Consider the following 24,772-nt stretch of genomic DNA (forward strand, 5'->3'; position numbering starts at 1 on the left):
TTCACAAAAATGTCTCAACTGCAAAGAATTGCGATCGCCCCCTCTCAACTCCAACAAGAGCAAATTTCGCTTACCAAAGAGCAACAACATTACTTATTGCGGGTGTTGCGCTTGCGTGAAGGCGATCGCTTTATTGCAATGGATGGTAAAGGAAAATGGTGGTTGGCGCAGCTAACAGGAGAACAAGCACAAGTTTTAGAACTATTAACAGTAGAAACTGAGTTACCTGTATCAATTACGCTGATGATGGCGTTACCCAAAGGCAATGGTTTTGATGAAGTAGTGCGGTGTTGTACAGAATTAGGAGTCACTTGTATTGCACCCGTATTGAGCGATCGCACTTTGCTTCATCCCAGTCCCCAAAAGCTCGAACGCTGGCGGCGCATCGCTGCGGAAGCCGCCGAACAATCAGAGCGATCGTTCGTACCAACAATTTTAGAACCTGTTGCTTTTAGTGCGGGTTTGTCAACAGTTAACAGCCAACAGTCAACAGTCAACACTCACCAATATATCTGTGTAGCTCGTGGTGACTCTCCCCATTTAAGAGATTGCTTACAGCACAAAGGACAAGAAGCAATCGTTATAGCCACTGGGCCAGAAGGTGGATGGACAAAACAAGAAGTTGAAAATGCCATCGCCCTGGGATTTCAACCTGTTTCCCTTGGTCGTCGCATCCTCAGAGCAGTGACGGCACCAATAGTAGCATTATCCTTGATTACCGCAGCTTGTGAAGTATAAATGAGTTATGGCTCACGCAAAGATGTGAGATATTTCTCTAGTGTGCATTGAAATATGATTGAGCAAGTTGCGATCGCTTTTGATCATAAAGACTATCAAACAGCTGCTAAATTACTCAAGCAGCTACTAAAAGAATCACCGGACAATCCTTGGGTGCAATTTTATCTCGCAAGACTGCATGAAGTATCTGAAAAGCACCAAAACGCCGAAAAAATTTATCGCCAACTGCTGCGAGATACGACCACTGCAAGAATAGTCACGCTAGCAAGAGAAGGTTTGCGGCGGCTGCAAGAAATTGAGCAAGAAGAAAGACAACGAGCAATTTCTAAAGCAACATCCGAACCCAGCAATACCGAACTTGGCGTACTAATCTTAGAGCCTCTTAGTAACGATCATAAAACAGAAGCAGCGCGAAAATTTGCCCAGATTATGCAAATAGATCCCTACAGCGCTCGGCTGATGCTACCGAGTCGTGGCTGGAGATTGTACCGCACTGGACAATTAGGAGAACTCAAATTTTACGGTGAACAACTACAGCAAGCTGGTATTCCCTGTTTCTGGACAACAATAACAGCCATTCAACAAATTCAAGTTTTTCAAGTCGAATATTTTTCAGGATCTCAACAAAAAGCAACTGTTGTTTGCCGCAATCAAGGAAATCAACTCGGTTCTCTCACCTTTGACTGGTCAGAAGTTACAGCACGAGTCAACGGGCTTTTACCGATTTTTGAACAGGTTATAGATCTTGATGCCCACCGTAAACTGGAACGTAAAACTCAAACACAAGACTATGCTCAATTTTGTGATTTACATCTACCTAGTAGACATTGTATTCTGAGACTTTATGATAACGGCTATGAATTCCACCAAGGTTTAGAAATCATTCCTCAAGCTACCCAAAATACAATCAGAATTAATTGGAATAGTTTATCGAGTTGGATTGAGCAGCAACTACCTCAAATTAAAACTTGGTCAGATTTCGCACCTTTTGCAGATACAGTATTGGATCAAACAGAAATTTTGGGTCAAATTAAATCTCACATTTACTTACTTCGTAGAGAAGAAAATAATTGGGACTCAGCTTTTCATTTGTATAGTGGATTAGTCTTTGTGAAATAATTCTTAGATACCTATAAAATAACGCGCTTTATACATGACAAATTCGCTAAGGACTATCTGGAAGAATTACTAAAAGATTATGGAGAAGTCAAGTCATCAGAAAAATTTTCCGGAGAGATTAAAGAAATAGATGTTCTATTCACTCCTTCTAAACAGCAAAACTCGAATTTACAAGTACTGGGTTTACTAGGAAGATTTGCTGAACATCCTGCGATAATTGAACCCTTCCGCAATCCAGCTTCTACCGATGAGATATGCGACTGTATTCTCAAATTATTAGAAATAAAAGCTCTCGTGCGACGAGAGGCTAAGTCAACTAAAACCAAACTTCAAGAGTCAGAAATTCCTAAGTTGTGGGTTCTTACACCTACTGTATCTGAAACTAGATTATCTAGCTTTGGAACTATTCAAAAAGAAGGTTGGTTGTCGGGAGTGCATTTTCTACCAGATGCTTTGCGGACAGCAATTGTGGCAATACATCAACTACCACAAACACCGGAGACATTGTGGTTAAGGCTTTTGGGAAGAGGAAGTGTGCAATCACAAGCGATTATTGAGTTGCAAGCGTTACCATTAAATCATCCATACCAGAAAGCAACACTCGAATTAGTTTACAACTTGCGCGAAAACTTAAGAGTAAATCAAGAATTAGAAGCAGATGATAGGGAGTTAATTATGCGACTAGAACCACTTTATCAAAGAGATAGGGAACAAGCTGTACAGTCAGGAGAACAACGTCTAGTTCTACGCTTACTTAATCGCCGTATTGGGGAAATTAATGCATCATTAATGGAGCGAGTTCAAGGATTATCCATTGAACAATTAGAAAATTTAGGAGAAGCATTACTAGAATTTTCTACTGTTGCTGATTTAGAAATTTGGTTAAACCAACAACAAGGATAACTCATCATCAGTAGATTAATTACAGCAGATTTCCAGTTAGGGAAGTAGACAAAGATTTATCACAAAGCCAGGTATGAATCCTGTTTTACTTCTGAATTCTACTGTAAAATTAACCGTCAGTAATCGCCGCTTATATATAGCAATCCTAAATGAGTTGTGACAATTTGTGTTGTCCAGATCCCTGAGTTCTTTGAGAAGTCGGGAATCTAATTTTTCACGATTGATTTAAGACTGCTATATTTGTTTAATAAAGAGCAAATAGTAGAATACCCTAATGCACTACTGTTTTTATTAAAGAATTCAGTGATGAATTTGTAACACCTTGGATTTTGGCTATTGCCATTAGCAACTCTAAATTATCCTGACTCCATTTTTTCATTTCGGTGGGAAGTTGGGAATTGGATTCTGTGAAAAACCCTCGTGTCTCTATATCCTCAGGATATTTGGGTTCCAACAAAATAATTAAATCAGAAGATTGAACATTTTTATTATCTTCATCATAAATAAGTTCGACTTTAAAATTATAAATATATGATGTACGTATCAAATACGGTGACTGGTAATTGCTAGATAATTGTTGCTCACTGGTTGGCAAAAATAAAGTAAACGTAAATCTATCTACATCATTACAACTTACGCACTGAGAAATTTTAAAGTTTTCAATATAAATAATTTCTGATTGTGTATTTAAATAATTTTCTGTAGAAAAATTCAATGGTAAAGGAACATCAAAATTTAGAGTTACTGGTAAATAAATTTGATAATCACAGCTAGGGGGAACAGTTCTACTCCGCTGCATGGCTATAGCTGGTGATGGTGAATAAGCTAGCTGTTCATTTATTTCAAGTCTAGGTAAAACCCAACTTTTAAGCACCCAGGCATTATGAAATAAAAACTTAGCGTTTTTCAGAAAAGCAACCTGATTGCCAATATTACGAACTTTTAAATCAATCACACAAGAATTAATCGAGCCTTCAAGTGAAATATCAACAATTTTGATTAACGAATCATTATTTGGCAATGAAAGATGAGAAACGCTGGTTTTATAGTTAGCTTTTGCTAGCCAGTCAGTTACTTCTCTCCAGTCTTTTAAGGTGTTAGAAGGGCGCTTAGTTAGTACTTCGATGTAGCGATACAATCCTCTAGATAAATCAACTCTTAAACCCCTAACCTCGCGATTGATTGCAGTAGCTATTTCACTAGGACTATAACCACAAAGTAATCCCCTCAAACAATTTATTTCCAATGGTGTCAGTTGTTTGGGTTTACCAGAAATTTGCTGTTTAGCAGAGGTGAGATCTTGGCACAAGCTTTCTAAATCCCAGTCATTTTCAGCTTGTGTAAACGGTTGGAGGATTGGTGTCATTGTTAGATATATCAGTTTCTACTCAATATCCTAACAAAACTCCTAACAGTGGTTAGGTTACAGTTAATTGTTACTTTAGTTAGTCTAGGTTTATGTTCCACACAAAGGATCAAATCTATGAATACAGTAAGTGCTAAAAGACAAGAGTTAGGGGGTTTGTACGTCCAATCCCCTGAAGGAGAACAGCTAGTTTTTCCTCTCAAGCACACGGAAGTTATCGCAAAAATTGCAGGTAATTTGTCACGAGTTGAGGTGATTCAAAGCTTTGAAAATCCCTTTACGCAGCCTTTAGAAGCAGTGTATATCTTTCCGTTACCAGATGAGGCGGCGGTGGATGATATGGAAATCAAAATCGGCGATCGCACTATCAAAGGTAATATTAAAAAACGTGAAGAAGCGCAACAAATCTATGAAAAGGCAAAACAAGAAGGACGCACCGCTGGACTTCTAGAACAGGAACGAGACAACATCTTTACCCAGTCTCTGGCTAACATCAAACCTGGCGAACAAATCGATGTCACAATTCGTTACACTGAAAGTCTAAAATTTGAGGCGGGAAACTACGAGTTTGTTTTTCCGATGGTGGTGGGGCCAAGATATATTCCTGGAACACCGATTGATGGAAGCGGCGATACAGATAGAGTTCCTGATGCTTCGCGCATTACACCGCCTGTAGTTCCAGAAGGAATGCGTAGCCGTCACGATATTCATGTCACAGTGGAAATTGACGCAGGTTTACCAATTTCTCAAGTACGTTCTCCTTCACATCAATTAACAATTGAACATTCCGGTCAAATTGTGCGGATTCAATTAGCTGGAGAAGATACAATTCCCAACAAAGATTTAATTCTCCGCTATCAAGTTTCTGGTGAAGAAACTCAATCCACACTATTAACCCAAGCTGACGATCGCGGCGGACATTTTGCCATATATTTAATTCCAGCTTTAGAATATTCCACTGATGAAATTGTCGCTAAAGATGTCGTATTTTTGGTGGATACTTCTGGTTCCCAATCTGGCGATCCGTTGAAAAAGTGCCAAGAATTGATGCGGCGATTTATTAATGGGTTGAATCCCAACGACACTTTTACAATTCTCGATTTTTCCGATAAAGTCAGACAGTTATCAAAGAAACCCCTACCGAATACAGCAGAAAATCGTGCTAAGGCGATCGCTTACATTAACAATTTACGAGCTGATAGCAGCACAGAAATGCTCAGCGGCATTCGTGCAGCCATCAATTTCCCCACACCAGCCGGAAGATTACGCTCTGTTGTCCTTCTAACTGATGGCTACATCGGCAACGAAAATGAGATTTTGGCAGAGGTACAACAGCACCTCCAACCAGGAAATCGCCTTTATAGTTTCGGTGCTGGTAGTTCAGTTAACCGTTTTTTACTGAATCGCATCGCCGAAATTGGCCGGGGAATATCCAGAATTATTCGTCACGATGAACCCACAGAAGAAGTTGCTGAAAAGTTCTACAGGCAAATCAACAACCCCGTACTCACAAATATTGAAATCTCTTGGCAAGGTGACACAGAATCGCCTGTTATTTACCCAGCGATCGCCCCTGATTTATTCTGCGAACAACCATTAGTTTTATTTGGTCGCAAACAAGATAGAGTCAGTGGTAATCTGCAAATCTCCGGCATTGCTGCGGGCGGGAAGCACTACGAAAAGACGTTTCACCTCATATTTGAAGAACCCGGAAATATTGCTGTAGCGCAGTTATGGGGACGTGCTTGTATTAAAGACTTGATGAATCAAATGGTGAGTTTTGAAACCAAAGCTGGTGTAGAAGCAGTTACAGAAACAGCCTTAACTTATCAATTGCTTTCTCAATACACCGCTTTTGTGGCTGTCAGTGATGACGTGCGGGTTGAACCAGGTAGCGAATATCGGTCTATGCAAGTCCCGGTAGAAATGCCGGAAGCAGTTAGTTATGAAGAAGTGTTTGGTAGCCCTCCGGCTGGTGGTATTATGCACCAACTCTCATCAAACTTCTCACCAACCTCGATGCCAGCACCAGCGCCATCAGCAGAAGCTCCAGATGTTCTCTACAGAAGGCGATCGCCACAATCTCCAGTAGCCAAAAAAGCCAATGTATCTTCTAGCTTTGATTTACAGGAGATGGAAGAAGCTAAAATATCAGACGCAGCCATCAACCATCAGTTAGAAATAATCAGCGTCACAGGCTTAGATGAAGCTGCAATCGCCGATCTAACCCAACACTTACAAAAACTAAACTTACCTTTAGGCTTTGGTGGTGAAATCGTCTTTGAGTTCGCCATCAAAAAAGGTCGGGTAGAAAGGATAGTTTTGGATGAAAAAGCCTCAACCCAAAAAGATGCAGCTGTAGTGGAGAAAATTAAGCGATCGCTCCTACTTTGGAGACTTCCCCAATCTACAACTGCCAAAGTTGTTTTAACCTTGCGTATTCACGCTTAAGTTTGTAGAGAGGCGGTAGAGAGGCAAAAATTCCCGTCTCTATCGCTTCTGTGGGATTTAATTATTAGGAGTCTTAACTTGACGTGCCATGTCTAAATAAGCACTCATATTTGCCCCTGGAAGCCGACGACCGTTAGAGCTAGTAGCCGAAGGAGCAAGATATTTTGGTGCAAAGGTGGTTTCAGTAGGAGCCTTTTTGGTAGCGGCTGCTGGAACTTTAGCTGGTTCGGGAGCTTTGCCATTTTGAGAAGCTTCTACTTTGGTTTTCTTGGTAGTATTTGCTTCAGAGCTTTTTTCAGGTTGGGATTCTACTTGTGGCTCTGGATCAGATGATTTTGAAGCTTTTTTGCCATTTGATACTTCTGACTTCACTGATTTAGCTGCTGCTGGTCTGGAATCACTGGCTGCTTCCTCCAGTTCTAAAAAGTAACCGTTGCTTTTTTTCTTCCCACCAGGTAACAACCCAGTAACTAAACCTAGAATACTGCCAACGAAACCCAGAAGACCTGAAATCAACTTTTTGATAAAATCCATTACAATTACTCCTGCCTTTTATATTTGAAATTTGACCGTAATTATTAAAAATTACGACAAAATGTTACATTTTTGCTTTGCGTCACTCTAATTTTGGTGACAACCTATATAGGTTTGTGTTTAATCAACATTGTAGTAAAACTACAGGGTAAATGCTGTATTGCAAGCACTTGCCAGCTATATACACCGAGAACTAATTATTAAATTTTACTGTAACTAAGAGCAAGATTCTGAAAGTAAGCTTCACAAAAATTAACATTTATTTGTTTAATAATTAGGCGATCGCTTTACGCTTAATAAGCGAGAGGAGTATCATCGCCTATTGGCAACTAATGAAATACTAAGTTAAATTTTTTTACAAGCATTTTCGGTTTTATAAAAAATCCTTTAAAGAATCCGAAAAGCAACAACTTCAGTTTGTAGAGCAGTATGTACGTATAAAAATGAAACACACCATTTAATTCAGCCAGATTTTGCAAATGAACACTGAAAATCAGCAACGCAATCCTGTTTTGTTACTACATGGGATTGACGACACAGAAGCAGTTTTCTATAAAATGAGGGCGTACCTAATACAACAAGGTTTGTCTGTATATGCCCTGAATTTAGTGCCGAATAATGGTGATGTGGGTCTTGATGAATTGGCGAAGCAGGTAGCCGAATATGTGACAACTAACTTTGCATCAGAACAACCACTGGATTTAGTAGGCTTCAGTATGGGAGGAATTGTCAGCCGTTACTATCTTCAGCGACTGGGAGGAATTAACCGGGTGCAGCGGTTTATCACAATTTCCTCACCCCATCATGGAACTGTCGTTGCTTATGGTTCTAGGCGTCCTGGTTGCGTGCAAATGCGCCCCGATAGCATTTTTCTTAAGGATTTAAATTCTGATGCTGTCATATTAGGGCAACTAAATTTTACATCTATTTGGACACCTTATGATTTAATGATTGTCCCTGCGAATAGTTCACAAATGTCTGTAGGACAGGAAGCAAAAGTACCAGTTGCTTTACATCCTTGGATGCTGACAGACTCCAGGAGTTTAGCAGTAGTAGCAGCAGCTTTAGTAAAGCCTATTAATCTAGCGTTACTGAAGAAAAAATCTAGTCAGTAGCCTTTGAATTTGGAATTTCTTAAGTCCTATCGCCAATTTGTGTATGTTCGTAACTCCCAAAAATCGCCTCTGGGTAGCGATAATACTTGAACTCCATTAAGTTATAAAACGGATCTTCTAAAAAGAAAGTACGATGCTCAAGAGGAGAACCAACAAAGCGGTTTTTAGTTTCTTCACGAAAAAGTAGCTGTTTTTGTTGTGCCCTTTCTAGTAAGTCTTGCCAGTCACGTTCTTGAGTAAAAATTAGTCCAAAGTGTCTGGGATAAATGCTATTTTGCGGTATCAAAGGTTCTTTGGTGACATGAGCCACTAGTTGATGACCGTAGATATTGAGAATTAGGGCGTGATGGTTTTCACGACCGGGAATACAGCCCAAGCCATCTACATAATATGCTTTTGTTTGGCTAATGTCAGTCACAGGGAAAGCCAGATGGAATAAAGTTTGGCTCATAGCTGACGACAGATAAACATATATGTATCGTAGGGTAGCACAGCTTTGCTAAGACTCGTGTGATGACAATTATACCGACATCTCTAGTCAATCATGATTCTAAACAAGTTATTCTGGTAAGATTTTGGCAAAACTACTGTAATTGATTTTTGATGTTTTCTTTAATTGACTATGCCAACCCCTGGTTAGTGGGATTAGGGTTAAACACAATTCTATTGGGTTTAGCTGGGATTGCTCCCAAAAAGCTCCTCACCCCAGCAGGATTATTTCACGCCTGGTTACTGGCCATCCTCATTTGGGGAACTTTAGGCTGGCAAGGATATGCAGTCGTAATGTTCTATTTTATAGTTGGTTCTGGTGTTACCCGCATCGGTATGGCGCAGAAAGAGGCAGAAGGAATTGCCGAAAAGCGTTCTGGGGCAAGAGGTCCAGAAAATGTTTGGGGTTCGGCTTTGATTGGGGCGCTGTGTGCCTTGGGAGTAGGCCTGCTCTCGGGATTTCTTGTACCCAGTCCCCAATCCCTAGTCCCCAATCCCCAGTCACTATTATTGTTAGGCTACGTAGCGAGTTTCAGTACCAAGCTGGCTGACACTACTGCTAGTGAAGTCGGTAAAGCTTATGGTAAAAGTACCTTTTTGATTACCACACTCCAACCAGTGCCTCGTGGTACAGAAGGGGCGATAAGTTTAGAGGGAACTTTAGCTGGTATTGTCGCTTCTGTGGCGATCGCTCTTGTTGGTTGGGGAGTTGGTTTAATCGATCTATTGGCCGTAGTTTGGTGTGTACTGGCAGCATTTATTGCCACCAACATAGAAAGTGTCATTGGAGCAACACTGCAATCAAAATATACCTGGCTAACCAATGAAGTAGTAAATATTTTTAATACATTAATTGGTGCGATCGCAGCTGTGCTAGTTGCATGGGCATGGGGTATGGGGCATTGATCGACCGTTGGCTTGCGGAGAAATTCGGGACTGGGAACTAGGGACTGGGGAGATGGGGAGACTTGTACTGAGTTTCGACTACGCTCAACTACCGCAAAGCCGAAGTAGCTGAAGTAGCCGAGGTAAGTCGTTCGCGTAGCGTCTCGCAGAGAAGGGATGCCCAATCCCCAATTCTTTTTACGCTGTTTTAATTGATTTTTGTTTAGTTTACCTAATTATTTAGCCTAATATATAAAGATTTTTTCACACAACTAGCTGTGCCTTGATTTTGCGCGATCGTTTATATTTTAAATCCTGTTGTGTCTTCCCAAGACCGTATAAATAATCATGAAAAATTATATGATCGAGAAGACGCCCAGACGCAAAGCGAAATCCAAAATCAGGCTTACTTTAGATGGCTCTGTGTTCCCGTACCCCTACCCTTAAAGCTTGCTAGCAAGAGTGTCTCTATCAGGAGAAGGGAACATGAATTGCGATCGCTCAAAGAGTATTTTTGCTCGATTGCTCACATCAAACCGTTTCCATATTCCCACCTCCTTGCATCTCTTTTTCAATTAGTAGTGACAGCAGATTTAAACTCAGGTCAAATACACAAGCTAAATCTAGTAACCAGATGAAAAGTGCTGAGTACTTTTTCTTCAGCAACACTCAGGACTTAGGACTTGATACTGAGTATGGCATAAAGCCTGTTTTACCTAAGGATTCAGAATTGCTGAATTCTGTTATATATTTTTCTTGACCATTTCTACGTTATTAGTTTATGGAATCTTTATCATAATAATCGGTCAATGACAAGATGATTTCTATATGATTTAATTTAAAAGTCCTATAAGTGTTTAACCATTTTCACATAATTAGTTCATGAAATCTTTACCATTTTTGACCGTAAATGACGAATCTATTTCTATTGAAGAAGCAGTAAAGTACCTGCAAGCATCGGGAAAATTGGGGCAGTTCATTGGGGATATTCTCCGTCAGCACATAATTGAGCAAGAAATCCGAACACGAGACGATATCGAGATTGGCACAGCAATAACTGAACAAGCAATTATTGACTTTAGACTAAGCAATCAATTGACTGACCCCCAAAGTTTTCAAGAATGGTTAAACAGGAATAACACAGATTACACTACGTTTCATACATCGGTTGCTTTTGGTTACAAGTTAGAAAAGCTCAAAGCTGTAGTCACAGAACCAAAACTCCAAGAATATTTTATTGAACGTAAAATTTTTTTAGATCGGGTGGTAATTTCTCGGATTGTTGTTAATAATCGAGAACTCGCAGATGAACTACAAATCCAAATTGAAGAAGGAGGTAGCTTTGAGCAACTAGCTAGAGAGTATTCAACTACAGAAGACCGAATTGTGAATGGCATCATGGGAGTAATCAGCCGAGGAAGTCTACCGGATACAATCCGAGCAGTTATAGATGTGGCGACTCCTGGACAATTGCTAGGACCACTAGAAATGGTTGGCGGAGCCTCTTTGCAAGGAGAAGGTCCTTATGGTTTGTTTCGAGTAGAACAATTTCTGCCAGCATCATTAGAAGATACTCAAATAAAGCAAGCACTACAAAATGAGTTATTTGACAAATGGCTAGCAGAGAAAATTCAAAAACTGACAGTCAAATTACAAGTGAGTTAAAAATTCTGGATAATGAATCTTTACGATTAGAAGTGCTAGCTTCTTTACCTTGGAATCAACCTCCCCTTTGTTGGTTGACTCCAGAACAACAATCCCGATTGGAAAATGAATCCCAAGCCCGTCAGTATCGTCTTGGAGATAAAATCTGGTCAAGCGATATCGGCGGTTACCAATTCTTTATTGTGGCTGGTAAAGTGCGTTTAAGAGATGGCAGGACAAACGCATCCAACGGTCTGTCTCAAGAACGTGTTGGCAAACCCATACCCACCCTAGATGCAGGAGATTGGTTTGGTGATTTACAAAAACTGTCTGGGGATTTTAAAGCTGTAGCTGCTAGTAAAGAAGTAATAGTAGTGTGTTGGAATACAGCGCTCTGGGCAGAATTTTCTCATCCACAAATTCAGGAGTTTTGGCAAGCGTTACCAGTAGAGAGGGAAGTAGAAAAGGAGACATTTTCTTTTTCTTCTACAGCTTCACTACCCCCAGCCTCGGAGAGTACTTCCACTCTACAAACCCAAAAAGGACTCCCCGCGGCCAATCTGATCGTCCAAAATTATCCTTTTGTTGGCAGTTGGAACACTGCTGCTGCATGTTTAACAATGGTGGCGCAACAATTAGAAAATTCTGTGCAACTGGAATGGGTGCAACGCCAACTGAGAGGACAACGCCCAAAACATGTTGTGGAAGCAGCAGAAAAAGTAGGGTTAGTGTTACGCCGATTACGAGTCAGTTGGGGTGAGTTGCGCCAAATGTCATTTCCAGCTTTGTTGCTGTGGAATACCGATTCACCCCAGAGTCCTTCTTGGGTAGTAGCTTATGGAGTTAGAGGCGATCGCTTAATTATCGCTAATCCTCTAAATCCCGATCGTGCTTGTGAAAGTTTACCTCAGTCAATAGTTGAAACTTGCTGGGATGGACAGTTATGGCAAGCAGAACTGATATCCCAGCAAGAAAAATTTAATCTCAGTTGGTTTACCCCAGCAGTTTGGAAGTATAAAGGATTGCTAACCGAAGTATTATTAGCATCTTTTACCTTGCAGCTTTTAGGGTTAACAACACCCTTGATTACCCAAGTCGTCATTGATAAAGTGATGGTGCAGGGAAGTTTGCCGACTCTTGATGTCATGGCATTTGCGCTTCTTGCTGTCGCCATATTTGAGTCTATACTTGGCATTCTCCGCCTATTCATCTTTACTCACACAGCTCGTCGCTTAGATTTGAGTTTATCAGCACAGCTGTTTCGCCATCTGATGCGTTTGCCTTTGGCTTATTTTGAATCACGGCGTGTTGGAGACACAGTAGCACGAGTCCAAGAACTCGAACAAATCCGGCAATTTCTCACAGGTACAGCATTAACTGTGATTTTAGATAGCATCTTTGCTGTGGTGTACCTGGCATTGATGTTTTACTATAGCGTCCCACTCACCTTTGTAGCTTTAGCAGTATTGCCGTTATTTGCCACCTTAACGATAGTTGCAACACCAATTCTGCGTAACTGGCTCAACGAAACTTTTAACCGTTCTGCCGATAGTCAATCGTTTCTTGTGGAGACAGTAACGGGGATTCACTCCGTTAAAGCTCATGCGGCCGAACCAGTAGCCCGCGATCGCTGGGAAGGCTTATTTGCTCGCTTCATCCGCACAGGTTTTAAAGCCTCTACCACTTCCAACATCAGCAGCAACATTGGTGACTTTCTCACCAATTTTTCCACCATGCTGATTCTCTGGTTTGGCGCCAAGTTAGTCATCGAACAAAAACTGACAGTTGGACAGCTTGTTGCCTTTCAAATGTTATCTGGTAGAGTCACAGGCCCGCTTTTGCGCCTAGTACAGTTGTGGCAAAACCTCCAACAAGTCCTACTTTCAGTAGATCGCATTGGTGATATTCTTAACGTTTCCCCAGAAGCAGAACTAGGAACTGGCTTAGTTTTACCACCCCTGAAAGGTCAAATTACCTTTGAACAGGTGTTTTTCCGCTACCGGCTGGGCTTTGAGGCAGTTCTGCGGGGAATATCTTTTAATGCCGAACCAGGGCAATTTGTTGGTATTGTTGGACGCAGTGGTTCTGGTAAAAGTACCCTTTCTAAATTATTGCAACGCCTTTATCAAATTGAATCAGGACGCATCCTGATTGATGGTTTTGATATTAAAAGTGCCGATTTAGCCTCACTGCGACAACAAGTTAGTGTAGTTCTCCAAGAAGACTTTTTATTTAACGGTTCTATTTTGGAAAATATCACTCTCGGTAATCCCGATATTACAGCAGAGCAAGTAGTCGAAGCCGCAAGATTAGCAGTAGCACATGACTTTATCAGTCAATTACCCTATGGGTACGAAACTAATGTTGGTGAACGCGGTACAGCTTTATCTGGTGGACAGAGACAACGGATTGCCCTAGCAAGGTTATTTCTTTCCGAAGCACCAATTTTAGTTTTGGATGAAGCTACCAGCGCTTTAGATAGTGAAACTGAACAGCAAGTACTGCAAAACCTGCAAAAAATTTCTGCTAATCGTACCGTCTTTCTGATTGCTCACCGCTTTGCTCCTCTCAAACGTGCCGACTTAATTTTAGTATTAGAGCAAGGCGTGATTGCAGAACGTGGTACTCACTCAGAATTATTGCAACAAAGAGGTTTGTACTGGTCACTATATCAACGGCAGCAAGCAAATGTGTAGTAGATTTAACTACTTAAAAGCTTCTGTATAGTAGAGTATAGCGTAAATCTAGCTACTATCTAAGTCAACCAGACAAGTTGCTTGAAAAAGTGCTGGCGAATATCTGAATCCAAGTTTGCCATACCTGCTTCTGCTAAAGGAGTTGGACGAGCAAATTGGACGCTATAGATAACATCAAAGCCTTGCTGTTATAGTAGCGTGATTTACCAATGCTGGTAAAATACCACGGATTCAGTGCTTGTGTAGGGGTATTAATTGCTTCTAAGGCGCTGGATAAGGCTGTGGCGATCGCCTTTAGATTCCCTGTACCACCAAATTCGGCGACAAAACGCCCTCCGGGTTTTAGTGCTTGATGTATGGAGGCGATCGCTTGGACTAACACTCATGGCGTCTCCCCCGTCCATCGCCAAAGGCTGGCTTCTCGCCCCAGCCGACAACATTGAATAATTTATTTGTTGTAAATAGCTAATTATACTAGTAAGTTAAGCGCCGATTTAGCAAAGGTATAAGATTTGGCTTTGTTGGCAAATTTTTCAAAGTCTTGTTTAATAAGCTAAAGCTGCCAGACCTTAATGGAATTGACTTTGGGGGAGATTTATCGTGATGAATTCTTCAACTTTAGGACAAATTTTTTTGTGGTTAATCAGACCATTTAGTTTTGTATTAGCAAAGATAAGATTTCTTTCGCCACGAATTGGTCGAAATCGAGTCAACCAGATTTTGCCGATCCAAAATCCTATTTTGTGGCTAGTGCTGTTAACATCCCTGCTATTATCTGGTTGTGTTAAGTATGATGTCGGAGTTAACTTTAATAACTCAAATAGTGGTGAACTAGTACAACATATTAAGTTAGGAGAGCAATTAACTAGCTTTAGTGGTGATTCTGTATATGAATGGTTAAATAGCATAGAGCGCCGCGCCCGTAACCTTGAAGGTAAAGCGCAGCGAGTTTCCAAAGAAGAAATAATTGTGACAATTCCTTTTAGTAGTGGTAGGGAATTGCAAGAAAAGTTCAATGAATTTTTTAATTCCCATGCTAATCAACCCTCTGAGCCTGTACAGAGCGAATCGAATTCAGAACTGCCGAAAATTGAATCAAATGTACTTTTGGAGCAGAACAATTTTTTACTTTTAGTAAAAAATCGATTGATTTATGATTTAGATTTGCGATCGCTATCTCTAATTGCCAGCAAAGGTAACGTCCTAGCTAATGCAGGTTCAATTCTCGATTTGGAATTTAGCTTGAAGACTCCTTGGGGAGCCAAAAATATTCAACTAACTGAAACTGCAATAGAGCCTGAAAAGAACGGCAAACAACTAGTGTGGAAACTCCAGCCGGGTGAGCTAAATCACATAGAAGCTGTTTTCTGGCTTCCCAGTCCGCTTGGAATTGGTGCGTTTTTGATTATCCTATTTGTCTGGGGAGGATTGTACTTAAGATACAATTTTATGCCAGATCCGAGAATTCAATTTTCTCCTAAAGCACCAGCAGTTCAAGAACAGTAGACTATTCATCTGTTTGATCTTGTCATCTCAGCCGATGCATTGTCCATCGGTTTTTTTATATTTATTAGAGATTACATTCACGCGATCGATTAAACATTGCGATTGCTAGGTTCTCGTTGTTCGCTGCCATACCAACGTTCTGCAAGTGCATTGAGTTGATGAAGGATTTCAATCAATTCCTGACCCCGTTCTGTGAGACCGTAAGTTACTTGGGGTGGAACAGTTGGTTCATATTGGCGATAAATAATCTCTGCTGCCTCCAGCATCCTCAGTCTTTCCGTCAGAACTTTGGTGGAGATGCCTTCCACTAAGTGCTTCAATGCACCAAAGCGAGTAGGACCACTATTACACAACACCCACAGTATATACATTGTCCAGGGACCTGAAAGTAAGGACATCAGAATACTGATTGGGCAAGCATCAGGATTTTTAGAGGCAGACATCGACAAATTTCTCAAAATTATCCAATAGTTACTTTATGGTAACTACTTTACTTTAGTAAGTAGTTACTTTTAGTATCTAATGTAATGCTTTGAATTTTCAACTCAAAAGCACTAATCCCAGGCAATTAAGGAGATATTTGGTGGTAAACATTCTACATATTGATTCCAGTCCCCGTGGTGAGCGATCGCACTCCAGAGAACTATCTAAAGAATTCGTCAGTGCTTGGAGGGCAGCGCATCCAGAAGATGCGATCGCCTATCGAGATTTAGGGCATCACCCAGTTCCTCACGTTGATGAAGCTTGGATTGCGGCATCCTTTTCACCACCAGAAACCCATACCCCAGAATTAACTGAAGCGCTGAAGATTTCTAACCAGTTAGTAAATGAATTTTTGGCAGCCGATCGCTACGTCTTTGGAGTGCCAATGTATAACTTCAATATACCTTCCACTTTCAAGGCTTACATCGACCAAATCGTTCGCCCTAACCGGACTTTTGCTATGGATGCTCAAGGCTTGAGAGGATTAGTCCAGGGTAAAAAAGCAGTTATCATTACAGCTCGCGGCAGCGACTTTAGTGCGACATCTCCTTACGCTCCCTACGATTTCCAAGAACCATACCTACGAACGATTTTTGGTTTTATCGGGCTTACAGACATTCAATTTATTAACGCTAATAGCCTGAATGAAGGTGATGCCCGTAGCAAATCTTTAGCACAAGCACGGGTAGAAATTCAAAATCTCATCGACCAGTGGTAAGGGGGTAAGAGGACAAGGGGATTGGGGACACTTCTCTGCGAGAGGCTGCGCCAACGACAAGCTTAGTGCATCGCTGGGGACTGGGGAGATGAGGAGACTTGTACTGAGTTTGGACTACGCTCAACTACCGCGAAGCCGAAGTAGCCGAAGTAGCCGAGGTAAGTCGTTCGCGTAGCGTCTCGCAGAGAAGGGATGCCCAATCCCCAATCCCCTTAAGGTGACAACCGCTCTATTCTCCAAGTGCAATTATCTAAACAACTATAGAGTAAGCGATCGTGTAAGCGGCTAGGACGTCCTTGCCAAAACTCAATTTGTGTGGGGATCACTCGTAAGCCTCCCCAATGAGGGGGTCGAGGAATCTCCTCATTTTCATATTTGCTCATAAACTCTTTTAAGCGTTGCTCTAGGACTTCTCGACTTTCTATCACCTCGCTTTGATTCGATACCCATGCGCCTAAACGACTGTTGGCAGGGCGGCTGTGAAAATATCTATCGGACTCGGTTTCGGAAACTTTCTCTACATACCCACAAATCCGGACTTGACGTTCTAGTTCTGCCCACCAGAAAATTAAAGCCGCCTGGGGATTTTCTGCCAGTTCTTGTCCTTTGTGACTGGTGTAATTGGTGAAGAAGGTAAAACCTCGTTCATCAAAATCCTTGAGTAGCACCATTCTGGCTGAGGGCTTACCATCTGGTGTAGCAGTGGCAATGGTCATGGCATTAGGTTCGGGAAGTTGGGCTGCTAGTGCCTGATCGAACCATTTTTTAAATTGGATAAAAGGATTGATATCAACTTCAAGTTCGCTTAAACCTTGTAATGTGTAGTCTTTGCGAAGATCGGCTATGGTTTTGTCCATTGTGATTTACTTCCTTGGTATCAGATAGGTTTATACATGTCTCTGTTAAAAATATCTATGATGATGATCAGCGCCAACACCAGTTTTACAATTTATCTCCAGGAGCCTTGAAAAGAGATTGCATCAGATGCGCCGTTCGGCCTCCCTTAAACGCTTGTTAACCTATGGTCTGAGCGGTCCGCTTATCGCTCTTAATGTCTGGCTGCTATCCGTGCTTTTTCGCTATTTCCAGCATCCAATTAGTATTTTGAGCCTTGCAGCAATTCTGGCTTTTTTACTAAATTACCCAGTTAAGTTTTTTGAACGCGCTCGGATCACTCGCACTCAGGCGGTGATCATTGTTTTGCTTGCCACTTTAACGATTTTTGTCATCCTAGGCGTGACGCTAGTGCCGATGGTGATTGACCAAACAATCCAATTATTAAATAAGATCCCTGATTGGTTAGCTGGCAGTCAAGCAAACCTGGAGCAGTTTGAGGCGATCGCCAAGCAACGACGTTTACCCTTGGATCTGAGGGTTTTAAGCAGTCAAATCAATGCCAATATTCAGAATCTAGTGCAACAGCTAGCTTCTGGTGCAGTGGGATTTGCTGGAACACTGCTGTCAGGATTATTTGATTTTGTGCTAGTAGTGGTGCTGGCTTTTTATATGCTTTTGTATGGCGATCGCGTCTGGTATGGACTGGCGAATCTTTTGCCCTCTAATATCGCAGATCCCCTCACCGCATCCTTGCGTCTGAATTTCCAAAACTTTTTCCTTAGTCAGTTATTACTGGGACTATTCATGGTAATAACCCTGACCCCAATTTTCTTAGTCATAAAAGTGCCCTTTGCTCTTTTGTTTGCCATACTAATCGGTATCTCAGAACTTATTCCCTTTATTGGAGCGTCTCTCGGTATTGGTCTAGTGACGATTTTAGTATTATTGCAAAATTGGTGGTTAGCAGTTCAAGTTGCTGTGGTAGCAGTTCTCATGCAGCAGGTTAAAGATAATCTATTAGCTCCGAGATTACTCGGCAACTTTATCGGACTGAACCCGATCTGGATTTTTGTTGCTATTTTGATGGGGTATGAGATTGCGGGATTGTTAGGGACGCTTGTTGCTGTTCCCATTGCTGGTACTATTAAAGGCACTTTTGATGCCATTAAAAACGCTAAGCCAGGTGATTTTGTATCAAAAACAGTCACTATTACTCATGAGCCACCCCTTGATTGAACCAAAAGGTAAGGGACAAGGGGACAAGCTTCCGTAAGCCCTGTTGTTTTAGTATCCTCTTCCATCACCTTATTCTCTTGGATAAAGAACGTCTCCCCGCCCTTCTGCCCCTCTGTGCCCTTTGACTCCTAAATTCTGACGATTAATTAACGTAGAACCTGCTGATGGACGCTTCCGAGCTGTTAGAAACAATTACACTTTTGATTTATCAAGCCCAGCAGGGGGAAATTGACCCTTGGGATGTCCAAGTGATTGAGGTGATTGACCGTTACTTAGAACTAATGGCACCTGAGGCAATAGGAAAAGGGTATGAAGCAGATTTGTCTCAATCTGGACAAGCTTTTTTATCAGCATCAATGCTGGTATTATTTAAAGCAAATACTTTAATGCGATTGGCAACAGTAGAAGATGGGCAAAATGATGTATTAGATGATGCTCTAATTGAAAGCGAAGAAGGTGTATCACATCAGGGTCATCGTCTACCATTAGAACGGCAATTGCGTCGTCGTCCAGCAGCAATGCCGCCGCCAAAACGTCGAGTAACTCTCCAAGAGTTAATCGAGCAATTACAGATTATGGCAAACCAGCTCAAACTTGTCCAGAAAGTCAGCAAACCTATCCGTCTCAAGCGTCAGCCTAGCATTCAAAGTATGCGAGAGGCTTTAGAGTTAGCTCACCAAGAAAATTTGACAGAAGTAGCTGGAGAACTGGAGCAGGTATTAAATTTATCGGCAAAAGAGCTATCTTTAGAACAAAATTGGTTGAATTTAGAACAACTTGTCCATCTGTGGATTCAGACAAGGCAATCATCTGAAAATGGATCTGGACATGAGTCTGAACACAGTCACTTAGTTAGCGTTTTCTGGGCGCTACTACTACTCTCAGCTCAATCCAAAGTAGAGCTACTTCAAGAGGAGTTTTACCATGAAATTAAAGTTCGTTTACTTACAGATTCGGCTAAAAACTGCAAACCCTTTGAGCAACCAATAAACTAACGAAGCCAAAAGTATCTCTACAGATAATTGACAGATTTTTGATTCAATTCCAAAATCCGAGTAAATTGAAAAGATAAGCGATCGCTTGTCATCTAAGTATACCTATGGTTGTAATAACCATGAAATTCCTGTTATCCCTGTTTAGAGGGATGACTTAGAGCAGAAATAAAACTGATGATTAAGTATCACTCGATGAAAGTAAACTGGCTTGTGGTTGAGGAATAAATTTTTATGAAAGCGATGATTCTCGCAGCTGGCAAGGGTACTCGCGTGCGTCCGATTACGTACACTATGCCCAAGCCAATGATGCCCATACTGCAAAAGCCAGTGATGGAGTTCTTGCTGGAACTGTTACGCCATCATGGATTTGACCAGATTCTAGTCAATGTTAGTCATTTGGCTGAGGAAATAGAAAACTATTTCCGTGATGGTCAGCGGTTTGGGGTGCAGATTGCCTATTCGTTTGAAGGAAAAATTGATGACGATGGTAAACTGGTGGGAGAGGCAATCGGTTCAGCTGGAGGGATGCGGCGCATCCAGGACTTCTCACCGTTTTTCGATGATACCTTTGTAGTTTTATGTGGTGATGCTTTAATTGACTTGGATTTAACTGCGGCTGTTAAATGGCATAAATCCAAAGGAGCGATCGCTACCATTATCACTAAGTCTGTACCCAAGGAAGAAGTTTCTAGCTATGGTGTGGTTGTGACTGACGAAGAGGGTCGTGTCAAAGCTTTCCAAGAAAAACCTTCAACTGAAGAAGCCCTCAGCACCAACATCAACACAGGTATTTACATCTTTGAACCAGAGGTATTCAATTATATTCCCTCTGGCGTTGAGTACGATATTGGTAGTCAATTGTTCCCCAAATTGGTGGAAATAAAAGCTCCTTTCTACGCCATTCCTATGGACTTTGAATGGGTAGATATTGGTAAAGTACCAGACTATTGGCGGGCGATTCGCGGTGTACTACTGGGTGAAATCAAAAATGTGCAAATTCCTGGTCATGAAGTCGCCCCTGGGATTTACACCGGCTTAAATGTAGCCGTAAATTGGGACAAGGTGGATATTACAGGTCCAGTTTACATTGGCGGGATGACGAGAATAGAAGACGGAGCAAAAATCGTCGGACCAGCGATGATTGGCCCCAATTGTTGGATATGTAGTGGCGCAACAGTAGAAAACAGCGTCATTTTTGAATGGTCACGTTTGGGTCCAGGTGTCCGCTTAGTCGATAAGCTAGTATTTGGACGTTATTGTGTTGATAAAACTGGGGCTGCGATCGATGTTCAAGCTGCTGCTTTAGATTGGCTAATTACTGATGCTCGTCAAACAGTACCATCACATACTCCTGTTGAGCGACAAGCGATCGAGGAATTGCTAGGGACAAGTGTAAATTAGGGAATGGGGCATGGGGCGATGAGGGAGATGAGGGAGATAAGGGGACAAGGAGATAAACAAAACTCCTAACTCCTAACTCAGCACTCAGCACTCCTAACGCCCAATCCCCAATCCTAACTATTTAGATACGTATATCTTCTGAGACTTTGTTCGTAGGTTTGTAGGAGTCGCTGAGATTCTGCTAGAGTAATGCGCTTTTCTTCTAAAGCTTTCTCACAGCGCTGGCGGATATTTTCCACCATATCTTCAGAGTCATATTGAACGTAGCTGACTACTTCGCTCATAGTGTCACCTTTGACTACATGTTCAATTTGGTAGCCTTTGGGCGTCAATTGAATATGAACAGCGTTGGTGTCGCCAAATAGGTTATGTAAATTACCCATAATTTCTTGGTAAGCTCCATTCAAGAACATTCCCAAATAGTAGGGTTCTCCTGCTTTGTAGGAGTGGAGTTCTAAAACCGATTTGACATCCCGCAGGTCAATAAAGCGATCTATTTTACCATCGCTATCGCAGGTCAGATCTGCTAAAATTCCCCGCCGCGTTGGTTCTTCATCCAAACGGTGGATTGGCATGATGGGAAATAGCTGATCGATCGCCCAGCAATCTGGTGCCGATTGAAACACTGACATATTGACGTAGTAAATGGAAGCCATAATTTTTTCTAGGTCTTCCAGTTCGTCTGGTACGTATTCTTGCTGTCTGGTAATGGTTAAAATTTTCTGGCAACAAGCCCAGTAAAGTCGTTCGGCTTTGGCTCGTTCTCTGAGACGTAAAATTCCCAAGTTAAACCGACTAATAGCTTCTTCTTTGAATTGTGCAGCGTCGTGGTATAGTTCTTGGTAATTTTCTTTGTTGATGGATTGATAGCTTTCCCAAAGGTAATTAATAATTGGGGATTCTCCATCTTGTGGAGGTTCTGGTGAATCGAGGGGGACATCACTGGTGCTGAGAACGTCGAAAATGAGTACCGACTGATGAGAAGCGATCGCTCTGCCACTTTCACTAATTAGTGTTGGTACGGTAATTTGCCGTTCGGCACAGGTATCTTTTAACTCTGCCACGATGTCGTTAGCATAGTTCTGCATGTTGTAATTTTTCGATGCATAGAAGTTGGTTTGGGAACCGTCGTAATCTACACCCAAGCCACCACCGACATCAAGGTATTTCATGTCTGCCCCTAGCATTGCCAATTCTACATAAATGCGGCTGGCTTCCTGGATGGCATCTTTAATCACATTAATGGCAGAGATTTGTGAGCCGATGTGGAAGTGCATCAACTGCAAAGAATCGAGCAGGTTAGCTTCGCGAAGCTTGTCAACAGCCTCAATGACCTCAGGCATAGTCAAACCAAATTTAGCGCGATCGCCACTGGAAGCTCCCCAACGTCCCATACCTTGGGTACTGAGTTTGGCACGAACCCCCAAAATAGGTTTAATACCTAACTGGCGATTGGCATCAATTACCAAATCCACCTCTTCAATCTGTTCTAAGACAATAATTGGTGTTTGCCCTAGTCTTTGGGCTAACATTGCTGTTTCGATGTATTCTCGGTCTTTGTAGCCATTGCAAACGAGCAATGCTCCTGGTGTATCCAAGACAGCCAGAGCAATCATTAATTCTGGCTTGGAACCGGCTTCCAAACCAAATTGATGGGGCTTGCCAAATCTCACCAAATCTTCAATCAAATGTCGTTCTTGGTTACACTTGACAGGAAACACGCCACGATAGACACCAGGATAGTTGTAACGGGCGATCGCCTTGGCAAAACAAGCGTTCAACCGCTCAATTCGGTCTTCCAAAATATCAGAAAAGCGAATCAACATAGGTAATCCCAAGTTGCGTTGCTTCAAGGAATTGACTAATTCAAACAAGTCCAGAGAACCCCCGCGATCGCCCTTAGGTGCCACAGTCACATGACCAGCAGCGCTAATCGAAAAATAAGGTTGTCCCCAACCTTCAATACGGTACAGCGCTTCGCTATCCTCAATTTTCCAGGAGCGAGGTAAATCTCCTGCGGTAGTACTAGGTGCTAACAGTTTTTTTTGCTTATGATTTTTCACTTCAGATTTTTGTCCATTAGACGGTACCAGTACCACCTCGTCAGATGTAGCCGTTGATTCAACACCCATTTCTTCCTAACCTCTGTGTATCACCCACGAATTAACAATTTAGCGCATTCGTTTGAGAACCGATATGCACCCAAAGATAATTTCTGAGATAAACTCTGATTGGTCAAGAGTCATGTGTCATTAGTCATTAGTCATTGGTCATTAGTCATTAGTGCAGAACCCTTGGACAAAGGACAACAGACAAAGGACAATTGACTAGATAAAAATTTTATTAAGTTTTGGGAGATAGCAATGGAGCGCACATTTTTAGCAATTAAGCCTGATGGTGTACAGCGTCAATTGGTAGGGGAAATTATCCGTCGCTTTGAAAGCAAAGGTTTTACCCTCGTTGGTTTGAAGTTCCTGAAAGTCAGTCGGGAATTGGCTGAACAACACTATGGTGTTCACCGAGAACGTCCCTTTTTTGCTGGACTAGTTGAATTTATCACTTCTGCACCTGTAGTAGCGATGGTGTGGGAAGGAGATGGCGTAATTGCTGCTGCGAGAAAAATCATTGGTGCAACAAACCCCTTAACTGCCGAACCTGGAACCATTCGAGGCGATTTTGGTATTAATATTGGCCGCAACCTAATCCACGGTTCCGATGCGCCAGAAACAGCACAACAGGAAATAGCCCTGTGGTTTAAAGATGAAGAATTAGTCAATTGGCAACCGCATTTAACACCTTGGTTGCACGAGTAAGACATTAGGAGTGTTGAGTGTTGAGTTAGGAGTTTTGTTTATCTCCTTGCCTTCTGGCTCCCACTCCCTTCCTGCTCTATTTACTTCGGTACTTCAGTCTTTTCTGGTTCTGGTTGGGGTAGTTCTACCTGGGGTAATTCAGTACTCACACGCTTGGAAAATCCCCAGCCTAAAATCAGGAAGATGGCAGTAATCATTACCCATTCTGGTGGGACTAAACTATCATTCACCACTTTTAAGAACAGTCGCAAGCCCACAAACGCTACAGTTACATAGCCTGCATCTTCGAGGTTTTCATATTCGTCTAGCCAACGGATAAATAATCCCGCCATAAATCGGAGCGTAATAATCCCAATTGTTGCACCTGTTAGTACTAGCCATTTTTCTTGAGAAACTGCGATCGCAGTTGTTACGCTATCCAACGAAAATGCTAAATCTGTAAAGGCAATCACAGGTATGGCTTGCAACAATGAATTAAAACGAGGCCCGTGATGGCGATCGTCTTTGGCTTCTTCCGAGGTAAAGTGTTGAAATACCAACCACAGCAAATAAACAGCGCCCAATAATTCAAATTGCCAGAATTGTTGCACCCAAGTGGCAGTGAGAATCAGAGTGATTCGCAGCACATAGGCAACTACTAAACCAAAGTTCAAAGCTCTACGCTCAAGTTCTTTGTCATCCAGTCCCCGAGCGATCGCAGCCAGAGCGATGGCGTTGTCGGCAGATAACAGTGCCTCTAAAACCACTAGGATCAGCAGAACTATTGGGGCTTCAACGCTGAAATGAAAGTCGAGGTAATCAAAAATTTGGTCTAGCATTCCGGGTTTCTCAAGCAAAAAAAAT

General features: G+C 41.9%; 22 protein-coding genes. 14 read left to right on the plus strand and 8 right to left on the minus strand.

Annotation, left to right across the window (positions count from 1 at the left end; genetic code table 11):
* Positions 1 to 9: 9 nt before the first annotated feature.
* From ACFG4S_RS26270 to ACFG4S_RS26280, 3 genes are read left to right on the plus strand one after another with little or no spacing between them, the layout of a single operon-like run.
* Entirely contained in the window at positions 10 to 738 is a 729-nt protein-coding gene (locus ACFG4S_RS26270; protein ID WP_392531869.1) for a 16S rRNA (uracil(1498)-N(3))-methyltransferase, read from the plus strand.
* A gap of 54 nt (positions 739 to 792) precedes the next feature.
* On the plus strand, positions 793 to 1,857 hold the full coding sequence (locus tag ACFG4S_RS26275; protein WP_392531870.1) for a tetratricopeptide repeat protein: 1,065 nt from the start codon (positions 793 to 795) through the stop codon (positions 1,855 to 1,857).
* 18 nt (positions 1,858 to 1,875) lie between these two features.
* Positions 1,876 to 2,760, plus strand: coding sequence for a DUF4351 domain-containing protein (locus ACFG4S_RS26280; RefSeq protein ID WP_392536084.1), 885 nt, complete (start codon positions 1,876 to 1,878; stop codon positions 2,758 to 2,760).
* Between the two features lie 271 nt (positions 2,761 to 3,031).
* On the opposite strand, the gene ACFG4S_RS26285 is transcribed toward ACFG4S_RS26280, so the two are convergent.
* Positions 3,032 to 3,991 carry a hypothetical protein gene (locus ACFG4S_RS26285; RefSeq protein WP_392531871.1) on the minus strand — a complete coding sequence of 320 codons (960 nt, stop codon included), beginning with the start codon at positions 3,989 to 3,991 and terminating at the stop codon, positions 3,032 to 3,034.
* A gap of 252 nt (positions 3,992 to 4,243) precedes the next feature.
* Here ACFG4S_RS26285 and ACFG4S_RS26290 point away from each other — a divergent pair, with 252 nt between their 5' ends.
* Positions 4,244 to 6,577 (plus strand): VIT domain-containing protein, encoded by a 2,334-nt coding sequence (locus ACFG4S_RS26290; protein ID WP_392531872.1) that lies wholly within the window; start codon positions 4,244 to 4,246, stop codon positions 6,575 to 6,577.
* Between the two features lie 57 nt (positions 6,578 to 6,634).
* On the opposite strand, the gene ACFG4S_RS26295 is transcribed toward ACFG4S_RS26290, so the two are convergent.
* Entirely contained in the window at positions 6,635 to 7,111 is a 477-nt protein-coding gene (locus ACFG4S_RS26295; protein ID WP_392531873.1) for a hypothetical protein, read from the minus strand.
* 479 nt (positions 7,112 to 7,590) lie between these two features.
* On the opposite strand from ACFG4S_RS26295, the gene ACFG4S_RS26300 reads away from it, so the two are divergent.
* Positions 7,591 to 8,226: an esterase/lipase family protein gene (locus ACFG4S_RS26300; RefSeq protein WP_392531874.1), complete on the plus strand. Its 636-nt coding sequence runs from the start codon at positions 7,591 to 7,593 to the stop codon at positions 8,224 to 8,226.
* Positions 8,227 to 8,245: 19 nt separating this feature from the next.
* Here ACFG4S_RS26300 and ACFG4S_RS26305 read toward each other — a convergent pair whose 3' ends face one another.
* Positions 8,246 to 8,677: a VOC family protein gene (locus ACFG4S_RS26305; RefSeq protein WP_392531875.1), complete on the minus strand. Its 432-nt coding sequence runs from the start codon at positions 8,675 to 8,677 to the stop codon at positions 8,246 to 8,248.
* A gap of 152 nt (positions 8,678 to 8,829) precedes the next feature.
* Between ACFG4S_RS26305 and ACFG4S_RS26310 the strand changes: the two genes are divergently transcribed.
* From ACFG4S_RS26310 to ACFG4S_RS26320, 3 genes are all read left to right on the plus strand, one after another.
* The gene (locus ACFG4S_RS26310) at positions 8,830 to 9,621 is read left to right on the plus strand and encodes a TIGR00297 family protein (protein WP_392531876.1); all 792 of its coding nucleotides are present in this window, start codon (positions 8,830 to 8,832) and stop codon (positions 9,619 to 9,621) included.
* 861 nt (positions 9,622 to 10,482) lie between these two features.
* Complete coding sequence (locus tag ACFG4S_RS26315; RefSeq protein ID WP_392531877.1) at positions 10,483 to 11,265, plus strand: peptidylprolyl isomerase; 783 nt, start codon at positions 10,483 to 10,485, stop codon at positions 11,263 to 11,265.
* A complete protein-coding gene (locus ACFG4S_RS26320) occupies positions 11,214 to 13,940 on the plus strand; it encodes a peptidase domain-containing ABC transporter (protein ID WP_392531878.1) in 2,727 nt (908 codons plus the stop codon). Before ACFG4S_RS26315 ends, ACFG4S_RS26320 begins: the two co-directional genes overlap by 52 nt.
* A 133-nt stretch (positions 13,941 to 14,073) precedes the next feature.
* Here ACFG4S_RS26320 and ACFG4S_RS26325 read toward each other — a convergent pair whose 3' ends face one another.
* The gene (locus ACFG4S_RS26325; RefSeq protein WP_392531879.1) at positions 14,074 to 14,322 is read right to left on the minus strand and encodes a hypothetical protein; all 249 of its coding nucleotides are present in this window, start codon (positions 14,320 to 14,322) and stop codon (positions 14,074 to 14,076) included.
* 221 nt (positions 14,323 to 14,543) lie between these two features.
* Between ACFG4S_RS26325 and ACFG4S_RS26330 the strand changes: the two genes are divergently transcribed.
* On the plus strand, positions 14,544 to 15,446 hold the full coding sequence (locus ACFG4S_RS26330) for a DUF3153 domain-containing protein (protein WP_392531880.1): 903 nt from the start codon (positions 14,544 to 14,546) through the stop codon (positions 15,444 to 15,446).
* An 89-nt stretch (positions 15,447 to 15,535) separates the two neighbouring features.
* On the opposite strand, the gene ACFG4S_RS26335 is transcribed toward ACFG4S_RS26330, so the two are convergent.
* Positions 15,536 to 15,889, minus strand: a complete 354-nt coding sequence (locus ACFG4S_RS26335) for a winged helix-turn-helix transcriptional regulator (RefSeq protein ID WP_392531881.1) — start codon at positions 15,887 to 15,889, stop codon at positions 15,536 to 15,538.
* 140 nt (positions 15,890 to 16,029) lie between these two features.
* Here ACFG4S_RS26335 and ACFG4S_RS26340 point away from each other — a divergent pair, with 140 nt between their 5' ends.
* Positions 16,030 to 16,647 (plus strand): FMN-dependent NADH-azoreductase, encoded by a 618-nt coding sequence (locus ACFG4S_RS26340; RefSeq protein ID WP_392531882.1) that lies wholly within the window; start codon positions 16,030 to 16,032, stop codon positions 16,645 to 16,647.
* Between the two features lie 212 nt (positions 16,648 to 16,859).
* Here the strand turns inward: ACFG4S_RS26340 and pdxH are convergent, their stop codons facing one another.
* Complete coding sequence (pdxH, locus tag ACFG4S_RS26345; protein WP_392531883.1) at positions 16,860 to 17,504, minus strand: pyridoxamine 5'-phosphate oxidase; 645 nt, start codon at positions 17,502 to 17,504, stop codon at positions 16,860 to 16,862.
* 127 nt (positions 17,505 to 17,631) lie between these two features.
* On the opposite strand from pdxH, the gene ACFG4S_RS26350 reads away from it, so the two are divergent.
* The 3 genes from ACFG4S_RS26350 (at position 17,632) to ACFG4S_RS26360 (ending at position 21,116) form a co-directional block, all read left to right on the plus strand.
* Positions 17,632 to 18,720 (plus strand): AI-2E family transporter, encoded by a 1,089-nt coding sequence (locus ACFG4S_RS26350; RefSeq protein ID WP_392531884.1) that lies wholly within the window; start codon positions 17,632 to 17,634, stop codon positions 18,718 to 18,720.
* Between the two features lie 164 nt (positions 18,721 to 18,884).
* Entirely contained in the window at positions 18,885 to 19,715 is an 831-nt protein-coding gene (locus ACFG4S_RS26355) for a segregation/condensation protein A (protein ID WP_392531885.1), read from the plus strand.
* A 231-nt stretch (positions 19,716 to 19,946) separates the two neighbouring features.
* Positions 19,947 to 21,116 (plus strand): sugar phosphate nucleotidyltransferase, encoded by a 1,170-nt coding sequence (locus ACFG4S_RS26360; protein WP_392531886.1) that lies wholly within the window; start codon positions 19,947 to 19,949, stop codon positions 21,114 to 21,116.
* Positions 21,117 to 21,229: 113 nt separating this feature from the next.
* On the opposite strand, the gene speA is transcribed toward ACFG4S_RS26360, so the two are convergent.
* Positions 21,230 to 23,248 carry a biosynthetic arginine decarboxylase gene (gene speA / locus ACFG4S_RS26365; RefSeq protein ID WP_392531887.1) on the minus strand — a complete coding sequence of 673 codons (2,019 nt, stop codon included), beginning with the start codon at positions 23,246 to 23,248 and terminating at the stop codon, positions 21,230 to 21,232.
* A 231-nt stretch (positions 23,249 to 23,479) separates the two neighbouring features.
* On the opposite strand from speA, the gene ndk reads away from it, so the two are divergent.
* On the plus strand, positions 23,480 to 23,929 hold the full coding sequence (gene ndk, locus ACFG4S_RS26370) for a nucleoside-diphosphate kinase (RefSeq protein WP_392531888.1): 450 nt from the start codon (positions 23,480 to 23,482) through the stop codon (positions 23,927 to 23,929).
* Positions 23,930 to 24,009: 80 nt separating this feature from the next.
* On the opposite strand, the gene ACFG4S_RS26375 is transcribed toward ndk, so the two are convergent.
* On the minus strand, positions 24,010 to 24,747 hold the full coding sequence (locus ACFG4S_RS26375; RefSeq protein ID WP_392531889.1) for a TerC family protein: 738 nt from the start codon (positions 24,745 to 24,747) through the stop codon (positions 24,010 to 24,012).
* Between the last annotated feature and the right edge of the window lie 25 nt (positions 24,748 to 24,772).

The organism is Nostoc sp. C117 (assembly GCF_043099735.1).
GTDB lineage: Bacteria > Cyanobacteriota > Cyanobacteriia > Cyanobacteriales > Nostocaceae > Nostoc.

Bases quoted from the DNA above. Each gene is read 5' to 3' on its own strand.
- ACFG4S_RS26270 (WP_392531869.1), top strand. From the start codon at position 10: ATGTCTCAACTGCAAAGAATTGCGATCGCCCCCTCTCAACTCCAACAA.
- ACFG4S_RS26275 (WP_392531870.1), top strand. From the start codon at position 793: ATGATTGAGCAAGTTGCGATCGCTTTTGATCATAAAGACTATCAAACA.
- ACFG4S_RS26290 (WP_392531872.1), top strand. From the start codon at position 4,244: ATGAATACAGTAAGTGCTAAAAGACAAGAGTTAGGGGGTTTGTACGTC.
- ACFG4S_RS26295 (WP_392531873.1), bottom strand. From the start codon at position 7,111: ATGGATTTTATCAAAAAGTTGATTTCAGGTCTTCTGGGTTTCGTTGGC.
- ACFG4S_RS26300 (WP_392531874.1), top strand. From the start codon at position 7,591: ATGAACACTGAAAATCAGCAACGCAATCCTGTTTTGTTACTACATGGG.
- ACFG4S_RS26305 (WP_392531875.1), bottom strand. From the start codon at position 8,677: ATGAGCCAAACTTTATTCCATCTGGCTTTCCCTGTGACTGACATTAGC.
- ACFG4S_RS26310 (WP_392531876.1), top strand. From the start codon at position 8,830: ATGTTTTCTTTAATTGACTATGCCAACCCCTGGTTAGTGGGATTAGGG.
- ACFG4S_RS26315 (WP_392531877.1), top strand. From the start codon at position 10,483: ATGAAATCTTTACCATTTTTGACCGTAAATGACGAATCTATTTCTATT.
- ACFG4S_RS26320 (WP_392531878.1), top strand. From the start codon at position 11,214: ATGGCTAGCAGAGAAAATTCAAAAACTGACAGTCAAATTACAAGTGAG.
- ACFG4S_RS26330 (WP_392531880.1), top strand. From the start codon at position 14,544: ATGAATTCTTCAACTTTAGGACAAATTTTTTTGTGGTTAATCAGACCA.
- ACFG4S_RS26335 (WP_392531881.1), bottom strand. From the start codon at position 15,889: ATGTCTGCCTCTAAAAATCCTGATGCTTGCCCAATCAGTATTCTGATG.
- pdxH (WP_392531883.1), bottom strand. From the start codon at position 17,504: ATGGACAAAACCATAGCCGATCTTCGCAAAGACTACACATTACAAGGT.
- ACFG4S_RS26350 (WP_392531884.1), top strand. From the start codon at position 17,632: ATGCGCCGTTCGGCCTCCCTTAAACGCTTGTTAACCTATGGTCTGAGC.
- ACFG4S_RS26355 (WP_392531885.1), top strand. From the start codon at position 18,885: ATGGACGCTTCCGAGCTGTTAGAAACAATTACACTTTTGATTTATCAA.
- ACFG4S_RS26360 (WP_392531886.1), top strand. From the start codon at position 19,947: ATGAAAGCGATGATTCTCGCAGCTGGCAAGGGTACTCGCGTGCGTCCG.
- speA (WP_392531887.1), bottom strand. From the start codon at position 23,248: ATGGGTGTTGAATCAACGGCTACATCTGACGAGGTGGTACTGGTACCG.
- ndk (WP_392531888.1), top strand. From the start codon at position 23,480: ATGGAGCGCACATTTTTAGCAATTAAGCCTGATGGTGTACAGCGTCAA.
- ACFG4S_RS26375 (WP_392531889.1), bottom strand. From the start codon at position 24,747: ATGCTAGACCAAATTTTTGATTACCTCGACTTTCATTTCAGCGTTGAA.